The following is a 12,931-nucleotide window of genomic DNA, read 5'->3' as shown; positions in this document are numbered from 1 at the left end:
ATTAAGTGAGTGCTAAATCTAATAATAAATTATCAAAAGGGGGTTCGGATGTCAACGGATAAGTTCAGTTTTTTATTCATCAATTAAAAATTCCTGAAACACTTCATTTCCAAGCAGTCTGCCGTGTTCAGTAAGTTTAATTCTCCCCTCTTCTACTTCAAGCAGTGATCTTTCAGTTAAATGAGGGACTGCTCGTCCAAATACTTCTGCTACTTCTCTGTTATATTTGTCAGCAAATCTTTGCAAGGAAACCCCTTCTGTTTTCCGTAAACCAAGAAACATTTCCTCTTCCATCTGCTCTTTCAAGGTAATTGGTTCCTCATGAAGCACTGGTTTTCCATCAGTTATTGCCTGCTTTACATAAGCAGGCAGCGGGCGGATGTTAATCGTTCTTTTCCCTGGCAGATAGCCATGAGCCCCCGCACCAATTCCAAAATAAAATTCATTATTCCAGTATGTCAGATTATGCTTACTTTCATAACCCGGCACTGAAAAATTACTTATTTCATACTGTAGTATTCCCTGCTCTGACAGCTTTGATTGCAGCAGCCCATACATTTCAGCTTCCTCTTCTTCCGGAGGCTTTATTAATTTTCCTTTTTTATAGCGCTGGTAAAAAATCGTCTTTGGTTCGATCTGCAGCGAATAAGAAGAATAATGCGGAAGTCCAAATTGTAAAGCTTCGTCTATCGTTTTTTCAAAATCAGCAACTGACTGTCCAGGCAGTCCATACATGAGGTCAATACTAACGTTGCTTAAACCGGCTGTAAGTAAACGGTCAATGTTTGTATAAACATCCTCCACCTTATGGACTCTGCCTATTTTTTCAAGCATTTGATCATCAAAAACCTGCACGCCCAGCGAAATCCGATTCACCCCTGCTTCTTTCAGCATCTTTACTTTCGTGACATCAAGATCTCCGGGATTTGCTTCAAATGTGTATTCGTCGCAGGCAGAAATATCAAAGTGCTCTGCAATCATTTGTAAGAGCTGGTTCAACTGGCTGTGGTTAACGGCTGTCGGTGTACCACCCCCGACAAATATCGTTTTTACTTTAGCTTTCTCATCAGGAAAATACGTATGAATTTCCTTTTCCAAAGCCAAGAGGTATTCATCTGCCAGTTTTTCGTTATAAAAGAATTTCGTAAAGTCACAGTAATGGCAGATCTGCTGGCAGAACGGAATGTGAATATAAGCAGAAGGTATTGTCATGATGTCTCTCACCCTTTCATAAGGAAAACCGCAAGAGATGATCTCCTGCGGCCACATTTTTCAAAAGTATCAATCGTCGTTAATTTCAAGCACAGACATAAAGGCTTCTTGAGGGACCTCTACTGAGCCCACCATTTTCATTCGCTTTTTTCCTTCTTTTTGTTTTTCAAGAAGTTTGCGCTTTCGCGAAATATCGCCTCCGTAGCACTTGGAAAGAACATTTTTCCGCATTGCTTTTATCGTAGTTCTTGCAATGATCTTATTTCCGATCGCAGCCTGCACAGGTACTTCAAACTGCTGCCTTGGAATCAGTTCCTTCAGTTTTTCAGCGATCAATTTACCGCGCTCATAAGCAAAATCTCTATGGACAATAAAAGACAAAGCATCGATCGTATCTCCATTAAGCAGGATATCCATTTTTACAAGGTTGGACGGTTTATAGCCGATTAACTCATAATCAAAGGAAGCATAGCCCTTCGTCTGGGACTTAAGAGAATCAAAGAAGTCATAAACGATTTCAGAAAGCGGGATTTCATAAACGATGTTCACCCGGTTATCATCGAGGTACTGCATATCCATAAAATTGCCGCGCTTACGCTGACAAATTTCCATCACTGGACCAACATAGTCATTCGGTACCATAATGGTAGCTTTTACAAACGGCTCCTGGACTTCTTGAAGCTTCTGGTTGTCCGGCATCATGGATGGGTTATCAACCTTGATTTCCTCTCCATCGGTCAGCTTCACCTGGTAGATAACACTGGGAGCGGTGGTGATTAAATCAATTTTGTATTCACGTTCAATCCGCTCCTGGATAATCTCCATATGCAGCATTCCAAGGAATCCGCACCTGAAGCCAAAGCCCAGTGCCTGTGAAGTTTCTGCTTCATATTGAAGCGAAGAATCATTCAACTCAAGACGCTCAAGCGCATCACGTAGGTCATTGTAATTGTTGGCATCTACCGGGTACAGCCCGCAGAAAACCATTGGATTCAGCTTTTTGTAACCAAGAAGCGGCTGCTCCGCCGGATTGTTTGCTAATGTGATGGTATCCCCAACTTGAGTATCACCAATGTTCTTAATGGAAGCTGTTAAATAGCCGACATCTCCTACATGGAGTTCTTTAAGGGAAGTAGGAGTTGGTTTAAATACACCTACTTCATTCACTTCAAATTCCTTCCCTGTAGCCATCATTTTAATCCGGTCGCCGACTTTAATCGATCCTTCTCTGACACATGTGTAAGCAACTACCCCGCGGTAAGTATCATATAACGAGTCAAAAATAAGCCCTTTTGTAGGCTTGACAGGGTCTCCTGCAGGTGCTGGGATATCACTTACAATTCGTTCAAGAATTTCGTCGATTCCTATTCCCTCTTTAGCAGAAGCAAGAATCGCTTCTGAAGCATCAATTCCGATGACATCTTCTATCTCCTGTTTAATACGTTCAGGGTCAGCTCCAGGAAGATCTATTTTATTGATGACTGGAATAATCTCAAGATCATTTTCTAAAGCAAGGTAGACGTTCGCAAGCGTCTGCGCTTCAATTCCCTGAGCCGCATCAACAACTAAAATGGCCCCTTCACAGGCAGCCAAACTACGAGAGACTTCATATGTAAAGTCTACGTGTCCGGGGGTATCAATTAAATGAAAAGTATAATCCTCATTATCCTTCGCTTTATAATTTAACTGTACGGCGTTTAATTTAATCGTAATTCCACGTTCCCTTTCAAGGTCCATGGCATCGAGAAACTGTTCCTTCATTTCCCGTTGGGAAAGTGCATTGGTTTTTTCAAGGATACGATCCGCAAGCGTCGACTTCCCATGATCGATATGGGCGATAATCGAAAAATTGCGCACCCTTTCCTGATTAAATGATTTTGTCAACATACATCACTCCTACTGAATTCGGCACAGATAGCTAGCCTGATTATAGCAATAGGAGCAAGAAGATTCAATCGTGATCGCATACGTATAACGAAAAAGATTTGTTTTACCCCGCGTGGATAAACTGGGACAGGATGAGAACAACCATATCAAAACAAGCGGAAACACCTTCTCCAAGTCCTACCGCTATTTTCACGATGAAAGGGGCAGAACGCTTCTCCTGCTTTTGGTCTACACAGGTCTGTTCCCCCGGCTTTTCTTCAGCTTCTTTTTTATCTGTCTTTGCAGAAATTTCCGCTGTTGATTTGACTGAGGATTGTTTATTTTCATGTTGGGAAACAGCTGCTGTCTCTTCTTTATATTTTTGAGAATTTTGGTGTATGCCGACGAATGCGCCCGTCACAAACAATGTAAGGCTTAACAAAACCATGAGCAGCCATTTCATACGTTCTCCCCCTTTTGAATTTAGGAATTCTTAGAAACCTTTTCAGCATCAAAATAGTAGTCACTAAAGACTTCTGCCATAACATCTGCTGTTCTATACAGTTCATCAAGGTTATTTCCAAGACCGCCTACTTCAAAAAGGATCGCATTTTGATTTAAATCCTGGTTATAAATGCCATTAACACCGGAGCCTCTCTTTGTAATAACCCCACGGCTTAAACCTGGATAATTTTTCTCAATCCGCTTGTGAAGCTCCGAGGCAAGCTTTAAGTTTTTCTCATAATTCTTATTTTCAGCTCCAATAACAAAGATAATTCGGGCATAATTTTTTCCATCAATGGTCGTTGTCGTCACATCATGCGGAAGGCTATCTCTGTGAATGTCAAAGAAATACTGCAGAGATTTGTTTTGATTCATGGCTTCCTTTACAACCGGTCTGGAGGCATCATAGGACTGATAATATTCCATTCCTTTTTGCTTCAATACGTTTGAAAAATCCGTATGATCCACTGCAGCCCCAATGCCGTGTTTTTCAAGATCATCTGCAATTCTTTTGCTGATTAACGACACGTTTACTTTGCCGCTGTATGCCTCATCTGATGATGTTCCTTTAGGGAGCTGAGGAAGAAACGATTCCCGATTGTGCGTATTATAGATGAATACTTTGGCTTCCTGTTTGTTTTTCTTTTGTTCTTCCGGCTGTGAAGGTTCTTCCCCTCCAACCGCATCTCGATCTTTTTGGACAACGTCAATGGGAGCTTTAGATTCTATAGGCAGAGTCGTATAGTCCGTTCCTTCCCCAGCAATGATAATCTCGCTATTATACGAGGATAAACCAGGAATTTCTCTGCCCAAGAGGCTCCTTGGATCATTTGGTGTAAGACTCGTTAATAACTGAAAAGAGAGCCTTGAGAGCCCAGGAAAGTTTTCCCCTTCTGGATGTGCACCTGCAAAGAGACGGTTTTCCATTTCAAATAAATAGATAAAGGAACTTCCCTTTAATTGAGTTGTCCATCCTTGAATCGTATCTGAATAAATCCGGTAGGTGGTTTTAGCACCTGTTAAGAAGCCGATTCCTATAAAGAGTAATAGGAGTATAGAAATTGCGGCACCAAACCAAGTTGTCCACCTTCTAATTCGGTTCGGCCGCTTTTGTTTCCACTTCGGATAGTGTGGCATATGTAGATCCTCTCCTCACTCAAAACTCAATCTATTAAAAGATATGTGAGTGAGGAAAAAGATAGAACGAAATGGCTCTACTTTTTTATTCCATTACCTAGAGTACGACTGGGCCTCTCCATCCTCAATTCCCGGATGTAACGCACCATTAATTCCAGATGCAATGACATGAGCCATATCATTGATAAATGTGTCTACTTCTTTAGGTGTAACCATTAAATTATGCCCTAAAGGGGTTAATACTTCCTTGATAAGCTGTTTCTTTTCTGCTTCTTCTAATTGTCCAAACATCCCTAGTACAGCCTTGGATTGTTCTTCGTTCGGATGATCTTCCTCCGTCAAGGTTTTTCTTTCAAACGGGTTTAAAGCTGGTGATAGAGCTTGACCGGGACGGTCTTTTTCTTTCCACTCTCTACCAAAGTGTTTAAGCACATAATCGATCGTGTCACTCGTAATCGTTACAGCATCTACTACGGTCGGAACCCCGATAGAGATCACCGGAACTTGGTAGGTTTCCTTACTAATTTCCTTACGTTTATTTCCTACTCCTGAGCCTGGATGTATGCCAGTGTCGGATATTTGAATCGTTGCATTAATTCTGTTGATGGATCTGGATGCCAAAGCATCAATTACAATCACAAAGTCTGGTTTTGTCTCTTCAATGATCCCATGTACCATATCACTCGTTTCAATTCCGGTCGTCCCCATTACGCCAGGAGATACCGCCGAAACAGAGCGATAGCCTTCCTGGACGGTTTCCGGCTGTAGTTCAAAGAGGTGGCTGGTAACAAGTACTTTTTCCGTCACTAAAGGACCTAATGCATCAGGAGTAACAAGATGATTGCCTAAACCTACAATTAAGCATCGATCCTGATCGGTCACTCCGCTGTCAGTAAGGATTTTACGAAGCTGACCAGATACAACTTTCGCTAAATTCATTTGTAGTTTAGTATCTTGTTTCCGAATTGCTTGAGATTCCAGTGTAATATAATGGCCAGGTTTTTTTCCGATTCTTTCAGCACCAGATTCATCCAGTGTTACGTACGTAGTTTTTATATCGTGAATTTCCTTTTCCATCACTTGGACACCGTCTGTATCCGAAGAAGAAGCATCGTTTTGCACATGTATTTCTTGCGCTTCTAAAGCTAAGTCGGTCCGAACGGAATAATGTTCATCTCTACTCATTTAATAAATCCCTCCTTAAGCCAATCTTCTCCCTAAAGAAGGAAAACTATGCAAACGAGAGGCTCTAGTTTAACAAACCTATTGAAAACACGCCGTTGCTTTGGTAAAATGTCTCTTGTTCGATATGAATCAGTCTTTTTGTTTTTATCTAGGAGGTGAACCCATGCCTAACATTAAATCAGCGAAAAAACGTGTACGCGTAAACCACGAAGCTTATGCACTTAACCAAGCTTTTAAATCTGATATGCGTACTTCAGTTAAACGTGTTGAGAAGCTTACAGCATCTAACGATAAGGAAAATGCAAAAGATGCCCTTCAGACTGCTGTTAAGAAAATTGACAAAGCTGTCAAACGCGGTGCTCTGCACAAAAATAACGGAAATCGCCAAAAATCTCGTCTGGCTAAAAAAGTCAACGCATTATAATGATTCCATTTATGACCAACATGCGATCCTGCTACTTAGAGGATCGTTTTTCATTTAAAAATCTTCAACTTATTATAGCTGAAGCTTCAGGTTGTCGAGAAAGTCGGCAGCCTGATTTTTTGTTTCAATCAAGAAAAGTGCGACAAAATGAAATGAAAATCGTAACGATGGAAGAATTTGTGCCAGAAAACCATTTATCACCATATGTGGGAGGATGCCAAAGAGCAGGTTCGCTTGAACTGGGATTAATGAGGGAAAAGGATTTATAGAATGAGAAAAGAAAAAGTGGAGCGAAGCTTCGCAGCTTCAAAGGAACGCATGGGCTGCGTTACTGCCGTTTGCGTGGAAAAGAAAAAGTAAAGGAACAGGCGCTGATGACAGCTGCCTGTCAGAACATGAAGAAGACTCTCCTCCATCCAGCTAGGGTGAGCGAGGTGAAGGAGAGTCTTTTTCTGTCTTTAAAGCATACCAAGGAGCGAGGTCTCTCGCGAAACCCACGCTCGGCGATCTCGGCTCACTCATTCTTCCGCAGGAGTGGCAATCGCTCCTTTCGGTAAGAAAAAATTTGCAGAAAAACACGGGTTTCTTTACAAGCTGAAGCTTTCTTATTTTAAATTTGGGCTGATTCCGTTTGTTTAATATGGATGAGCCGGTACAGAAGTAACTCAAAGGCAAGGGATTTTTCCATTTTTCCCTGTTTTAATACATAGTCTGTTTCAGCAAGCTGATTCATTATTTCCTCTAATTCTTTCTGAGTGAAAAAACGCTCTCGCTTTAATGCCATTTTAATGACATATGGATGAGCTTTAATGTATGTTTTCATTTGTTTTTCTGCATACCCTTTGCTTTTCAAGGTTTTAGCCTGGCTGATATTTCTGAACTGAGAAGCAAGCAGCGCGGTTAAGGCTATTGGTTCTTCATTTATTTTTACCAAGTCATTATAGATTCCAATGGCTCTGGCTAAATTTCTTTCCATCACTGCATCTACGAGCTTTAATCCAGATGATTCTGCACTATGGGAAAGCAGCTGCTCTGCTAATTCGCGAGTCACAGTACCTCCTTTTCCTACATTCAAAGCAAGCTTCTCCATTTCCCTTCTTAAGGTCATCAGATTTGTTCCCACTTCGTTTGAGAAAAGTTCATGAAGGTCCTCAGGTATATGAATATGTAGTTCAGCTGCCAAGGAATCGATCCACTTGTCAATTTCCCATTCTCGAACTGGCTGACAAGAAATAACTTCTCCGCTCTTCTTAAAGAGTTTAAACAGTTTCTTTCGTTCGTCAAGTTTTTCATAAGGAGCAATAAGTATTAATTTTGTATAATCAGCAGGATTTTCTAAATAATTGGTTAATACATCGAGGTCATGTTCGATGGGAAGCTTGTCCGGTTTGGCTTTTAAAAAAACGGGGTGATAGGCAACCACCACTTTCTTATCGCCAAGAAAAGGGAAAGTTTCCGCGTCTGTAATTACCTCTTCGACCGGCGTTTCCTCAAGATCATATTGGGAAAGGTTAAATTCACGATCTTCTTTAGATAACGTTTTTTCTATAAGTTTCTTCTTATTTTCCTGAATGAGATAATCCTCAAGCCCATATAATAAGTGTACGTGTGAGTGATTTTGGTTCGCCATGCTTGAATAAATTCCTTTCCAATCCAAAAAAGAAATACGGAGCGTACAACCCAAATGGATGTTGTGACACCATTTTATTGTTGAATGGTAGCATTGTCAAAATTGTACGCCGCCGTAATGAAATCTATATAAACGCCTTCTCGAGAGCCCCGGACGCTGTCGGAGAGGACGATATTGTTACCCACATCTATAGTGTGGCCGCTAAATCAAGAATTATCTGTGACAAGTCTTGCTAGCTGAGGCAATGGATTCAATCTGAGGATTTTTTAAATTCATTCAAGCAGAATGTAGATTTTAACCTTGTAATCGCTTATACTTAGGGTTAGACATATAGGAGGGGTAACAATGAACGAATTTAAGAAAGATATTCAATCCAAAACAAACGATATTATTGATTCTGGTTTAGGTTTTGGTCTATCATTTCTTTTCTTCTTTGTAATTTTCTTTATAGGCGTGATTTTTTCAATCTTCAGCTAAAATTGAAGGAAAGTACCCGAGACTGCGTCGATCTGCAGTCTTTTTTTATTCTCTGCTCGCATTATACGAAAGAAACGGATAAAACGTTCCTTCTCCACCTGAGAATTTATACTGTACAGCACCATGTTGATCTGTTCTCCAGATGATGATGCCCATGTCTTTAAGCTTGTTAATGACGTCTTGATGGGGATGTCCGTAGCGATTATGTTCGCCTGCAGAAATAAGGGCAATTTCAGGAGTCAAGGCTTCAAGCCATTCTTCTGAAGTAGAAGTATGGCTGCCATGGTGTCCAACCTTTAATACATCCACATCGAGATTCGATCCATTTCTGACCATTTCCTCTTCCTTCTCTACCGATGAATCGCCCGTGAACATCCACAATTTCCCACCCAGTTTAGTCAGCAGCACTACAGAATTATCATTTGTTGAAGAAGCTTCCCGATCGGGCTCGAGGACTGAAAACTGCTGTCCTTGAATAGAAAATTTGTCACCTGCTTTCACTCGGTTGACCTCAACTTTCGGACCTTGTTTCTTTTCGAATTTGTAATAAGGGCTTACGATGAGCCGGTCTACTGTAAAATCATGGAGTATAGGAGAAACACTGCCGTTGTGGTCCCAATCATGATGAGACACAAGCATGGCATCCAAGTGTGAAATGCCTCTCGATTTTAAAAAAGGAGCGATCACCATTTCTTCTGTCCTTGTTTTATTTTCAGTAAAAATCGGCGGTCCCGCTGCATCGATCATCATCACTCCCCTTCGAAATGGGAGCTCAATTACAAAAGTGTCCCCTTGGCCAATGTCAAGCATCGTAACTGTACCTTGACTGGAGAAGTAAGGCAGACTTGAATATACAATCAATACTGAACAGCACACTACGGCCAGGTAAAACGTAAGCTTCAGCTTTCTCCTGCTCCAAAAAATCATCATCATAACAAAAGACCCCGAAAACACTAGGATCCATGGAGTTGGAATCGCGCCAATCGTCCATTGAAATAACACCTTAGAGCTCAAAATTTCAATATAGTTAAGCAACTGGGTATGACAGCTAAAAGTGAGAGTAGAGAAAACGAATGCGATTTTTGGAAAAATAAATGCCTGGAGCACAAGCAGGAGGGATATTGGAAGAAGCAGAAAAGAAAAATAGGGGACAAGCAGCAAATTAGCCAGCAGAGATAACGGGTTGCATTCATAAAAGTAATGCACTTGCAAAGGCAAGACACAGAGCTGACTAATCAGGCAGATTTTCGCAGAGAGTGTGAGAAAGTTTTGCTCTTGAAGAAAGATTTTCGAGGAAAAAATCAATGCAAAGGTTACGAGGAAAGAAAACTGAAATCCTGGTTGCTGCAGCATATCAGGTGAAGCAATTAAGAGGACAATGGCTGTGATTGACAGAATATCAGTAACGGCCATTCTCAAACCTGCTTGTGCTAAAAGGAGGGCGATCACTCCCATAAGACTTGCCCTGAGTACAGAAGGAGCTCCCCCTGCAATAAAGGAATAGGCTGGCAGAATGCAGATAAGACTGAAACGTACTTGTTCCATTGAAGCAATGCCCGTGCGGTAAAAAAGCAGCATAAACAGAGTGAGAAATAATCCGATGTGGAGTCCGGATATAGCTAATAAATGGGAGAGACCCCATTCTCGGAACCACTCAAGCGTATCCTTATCTAATTCATCGGTTTCTCCAAATATTAGAGCTTTAATCCATGGATAAGCTGTAGTCGAAACTGCATTTTTCACTGTAAATTCCATTCGGTTTCTTTGCTCAAACAAATATTGCAGCCATGAGCTTCCTTTACAGCTCATACGTATATCTTTAGTAATAACCACTTGAGAATAAATTTGTTGCCGGGCTAAATAATGCCGAAAATCAAATTCACCAGGATTCCTTGCCTCCTTCACTTCTTCCTCTGACGAATAAATGGTACATGCAGCTCCGTATTTCCATTGATTCTGCAGCTTTTCTAAATAGAGAGCATCCATTTGTTCTTTGAAATACGTAAGTTGGACTTTTTCGACTGGGTTTTTATTATCTTTTGTTAAAATGACTTGGATGGATTGGTCGGTCTCTGTGATTCCTGAAGAAATAGTACCTGTAATAAGGTGGGGAGTGAGATTAAGTGAGGTTTTTTCTGCCGGGGCGAAATACCAATAACCGAAACAAAGGAATGAGGATAATAAAAAAATTCTCCACATTCTTCGCACTCTAAAAAAAATCATCGTTAGAACGCCAATACACACAAATTTTCCAATTTCCCCTGTTGAGGCAAAAACTGCCCCTCCGGCCATGGCAGCCAGAGGCAGGTGCAGTTTTCCTCTCATGTACGGTTTACTTCCTGCAGTGAAAATAGCTTAGACGCTTCTTGTTTTAGTTTAGTAAATTCTTCATCATCGATATCCGTACTTTCCAAAGTATGAAGAAGTTTTTCAATCAGCTGTTTTTCTTCTAACGAGCTCCCTTTATATTCAAGAGGAACTTTTTCCATTCTTACACCAGCTTGTTCGAACAATTCAACCGCATAAGGATGGTTATGGTAATCCTCGCTATAATATACCGCTTGAATGCCTGCTTGGATAATGGCTTTTGTACAATGCAGACATGGGAAGTGGGTCACGTAAATTTCAGCCCCCTCTGCAGCCGCACCAAATTTAGCACACTGCAATAAAGCATTCATTTCTGCATGAATTGTCCGTACACAATGACCGTCAATCACATAACAGCCTTCATCAATGCAATGCACTCCTCCTGATACGCTCCCGTTATAACCTCCTGCAATCATTCGCTTTTCTCTGACAATTACAGCACCTACTGCCAGTCTTTCACAAGTGCTTCTTGATTTTAGCAAATGGCTTTGCGCCATAAAATATTGGTTCCAAGATATCCGTTCCATACCTGCTCCTCCTGTTTTCATCTTCAATTACTTTTCAGTGTACCCTACCTGTGAAAATAGCGTCAATCTTCTTAAGGGACCTGAAGATTCTCGGCGATCACTTCTAACGTTTTCTCTCCTATTCCACTTACCTCTAACAAATCTTCTTTTTTCTTAAATAAACCTTGCTCTTCGCGGTATTTAATAATAGCAGCTGCCTTGGATGGCCCTATACCAGGGAGCTTTTCAATCTCTTCCTGCGACGCTTGATTAATCCTGACCACTTTCCCTTGGTTTTCATTTTCTGCTCCGCTTCCCTGATTCATTGCTGCTGAAGAGGATGTAACGAGGACGACCATTTCATCTTCAAGCTTCTGGGCAAAGTTCACACTGGCAGGATCTGCTTTAGACGTCAATCCGCCAGCCAGCGAAATGACATCGTCCACTCTCATCCCATTTTTAACAGTGTAGACGCCGGGATGAACTACTTCCCCTTTAACATCGACTTTTACGACAGATGACGTATGTTCATCCTGGTCAGAAACTTGTCCATTCAAAGGTGGTTCAGCTTCCTTTTCATGTACGAAAGCATCTTTGTCCTCATGTTTAAATAAAAGAAAACTTATGACAATAAGCACGATGATAACCCATCCATACCTTTTCAAATACGCCACTTTAATACAACCTCTCTTTCATAAAGAGTATGAAACCCGAATAAGCATAGTTAGGTGAATAATTTGAGGAGGGATCCCCATGCGTTATGGAATTATTGGAACAGGAAACATGGGAGCCATGCTTGCTACATGCTTTATGACTAGTAAAGCAATAGAAGCAAAGGATATCATCCTTTACAATCGTTCTAAAGAAAAGGCTTTAGCCATTAAGGAAAATTTCAAAGATGTAACCGTTGCGGAAAATCTTCAGCAGCTTGCAAAAGAAAGTGATGTGCTGTTTTTCTGTATTAAACCGCACCAGTTTAAAGATGTTTTAGATGAAGTAAAAAGAGAGTTAACGGAATCACAGTGTATCGTTTCGATAACAAGCCCGGTGGCTGTAGAGGAGTTGGAAGCATGTACGCCGTGCCAGGTAGCAAGGATTGTACCTTCCATTACAAATCGTGCTTTTGCCGGAGTGAGCTTATTCACTTTCGGCAGAACAATGGATGAGCAAAACAAAATTTTATTAAAAGAGCTTTTCCATTCGTTTTCTTCCCCTATAGAGGTTGAAGAAGAATATATTCGAGTAGCTTCAGACATTGTGTCATGCGGGCCAGCCTTTTTAAGCTTTCTGTTAAAAGATTGGATTGAATCCGCACACGCAGTCACGGGTATTCCTCAGGAGAAAGCGACCAAATTAACGGAAGAAATGATGGCAGGTTTAGGAAATTTACTATCGAAACAAATATACACGCTCGATGAATTAATGGAAAAGGTAACCGTAAAAGGCGGGGTGACCGGGGAAGGTCTAAAAGCACTTGAACAACACCTAGGAGAGACTTTTGAGGAAATGTTTAAAGCGACACAAGCGAAGCATCGAGAAGATAAGCAAACCATTAAGCTGCAGAAGTCTTAGTTACTATTCCATAGTCCAGCTGTTTTTTCCTGCTAAAATAAAAAAGAGTGC

12 protein-coding genes and 1 pseudogene are annotated in these 12,931 nt (G+C 41.0%); 4 read left to right on the top strand and 9 right to left on the bottom strand.

Going from position 1 to position 12,931, the window contains the following annotated elements; translation table 11 throughout:
- Window positions 1-72: 72 nt before the first annotated feature.
- The 5 genes from hemW to gpr all read right to left on the bottom strand — a co-directional run bounded on the left by hemW (window position 73) and on the right by gpr (window position 5,904).
- Entirely contained in the window at window positions 73-1,212 is a 1,140-nt protein-coding gene (hemW, locus tag MUN89_RS10700) for a radical SAM family heme chaperone HemW (RefSeq protein WP_244713455.1), read from the bottom strand.
- Between the two features lie 69 nt (window positions 1,213-1,281).
- Window positions 1,282-3,099, bottom strand: coding sequence for a translation elongation factor 4 (lepA, locus tag MUN89_RS10695; protein WP_244713453.1), 1,818 nt, complete (start codon window positions 3,097-3,099; stop codon window positions 1,282-1,284).
- 103 nt (window positions 3,100-3,202) lie between these two features.
- Entirely contained in the window at window positions 3,203-3,541 is a 339-nt protein-coding gene (locus MUN89_RS10690; protein ID WP_244713451.1) for a hypothetical protein, read from the bottom strand.
- A gap of 20 nt (window positions 3,542-3,561) precedes the next feature.
- Window positions 3,562-4,719, bottom strand: coding sequence for a stage II sporulation protein P (spoIIP, locus tag MUN89_RS10685; protein ID WP_244713449.1), 1,158 nt, complete (start codon window positions 4,717-4,719; stop codon window positions 3,562-3,564).
- Between the two features lie 93 nt (window positions 4,720-4,812).
- Window positions 4,813-5,904 carry a GPR endopeptidase gene (gene gpr / locus MUN89_RS10680; protein WP_244713447.1) on the bottom strand — a complete coding sequence of 364 codons (1,092 nt, stop codon included), beginning with the start codon at window positions 5,902-5,904 and terminating at the stop codon, window positions 4,813-4,815.
- Between the two features lie 163 nt (window positions 5,905-6,067).
- Here gpr and rpsT point away from each other — a divergent pair, with 163 nt between their 5' ends.
- Together rpsT and MUN89_RS10665 are read left to right on the top strand one after the other, a co-directional pair.
- Window positions 6,068-6,328, top strand: a complete 261-nt coding sequence (gene rpsT / locus MUN89_RS10675; protein WP_244713445.1) for a 30S ribosomal protein S20 — start codon at window positions 6,068-6,070, stop codon at window positions 6,326-6,328.
- Window positions 6,329-6,493: 165 nt separating this feature from the next.
- A pseudogene (locus MUN89_RS10665) lies at window positions 6,494-6,885 on the top strand (transposase); the annotation flags it as partial.
- Between the two features lie 53 nt (window positions 6,886-6,938).
- Here the strand turns inward: MUN89_RS10665 and holA are convergent.
- Window positions 6,939-7,958, bottom strand: coding sequence for a DNA polymerase III subunit delta (gene holA / locus MUN89_RS10660; RefSeq protein ID WP_244713443.1), 1,020 nt, complete (start codon window positions 7,956-7,958; stop codon window positions 6,939-6,941).
- 345 nt (window positions 7,959-8,303) lie between these two features.
- On the opposite strand from holA, the gene MUN89_RS10655 reads away from it, so the two are divergent.
- The gene (locus tag MUN89_RS10655; RefSeq protein ID WP_244713441.1) at window positions 8,304-8,435 is read left to right on the top strand and encodes a YqzM family protein; all 132 of its coding nucleotides are present in this window, start codon (window positions 8,304-8,306) and stop codon (window positions 8,433-8,435) included.
- 45 nt (window positions 8,436-8,480) lie between these two features.
- On the opposite strand, the gene MUN89_RS10650 is transcribed toward MUN89_RS10655, so the two are convergent.
- The 3 genes from MUN89_RS10650 to MUN89_RS10640 form a co-directional block, all read right to left on the bottom strand.
- Entirely contained in the window at window positions 8,481-10,760 is a 2,280-nt protein-coding gene (locus tag MUN89_RS10650; RefSeq protein WP_244713439.1) for a DNA internalization-related competence protein ComEC/Rec2, read from the bottom strand.
- On the bottom strand, window positions 10,757-11,329 hold the full coding sequence (locus MUN89_RS10645; protein WP_244713437.1) for a ComE operon protein 2: 573 nt from the start codon (window positions 11,327-11,329) through the stop codon (window positions 10,757-10,759). Before MUN89_RS10645 ends, MUN89_RS10650 begins: the two co-directional genes overlap by 4 nt.
- 71 nt (window positions 11,330-11,400) lie before the next feature.
- Window positions 11,401-11,982, bottom strand: coding sequence for a helix-hairpin-helix domain-containing protein (locus MUN89_RS10640; RefSeq protein ID WP_244713435.1), 582 nt, complete (start codon window positions 11,980-11,982; stop codon window positions 11,401-11,403).
- A 79-nt stretch (window positions 11,983-12,061) separates the two neighbouring features.
- Here MUN89_RS10640 and comER point away from each other — a divergent pair, with 79 nt between their 5' ends.
- Complete coding sequence (gene comER / locus MUN89_RS10635) at window positions 12,062-12,880, top strand: late competence protein ComER (RefSeq protein WP_244713433.1); 819 nt, start codon at window positions 12,062-12,064, stop codon at window positions 12,878-12,880.
- Window positions 12,881-12,931: the final 51 nt, after the last annotated feature.

Source organism: Halobacillus salinarum (genome assembly GCF_022919095.1).
Taxonomy (GTDB): Bacteria; Bacillota; Bacilli; order Bacillales; family Halobacillaceae; genus Halobacillus_B; species Halobacillus_B salinarum.
This window is presented reverse-complemented; position numbering and strand designations above follow the sequence as displayed.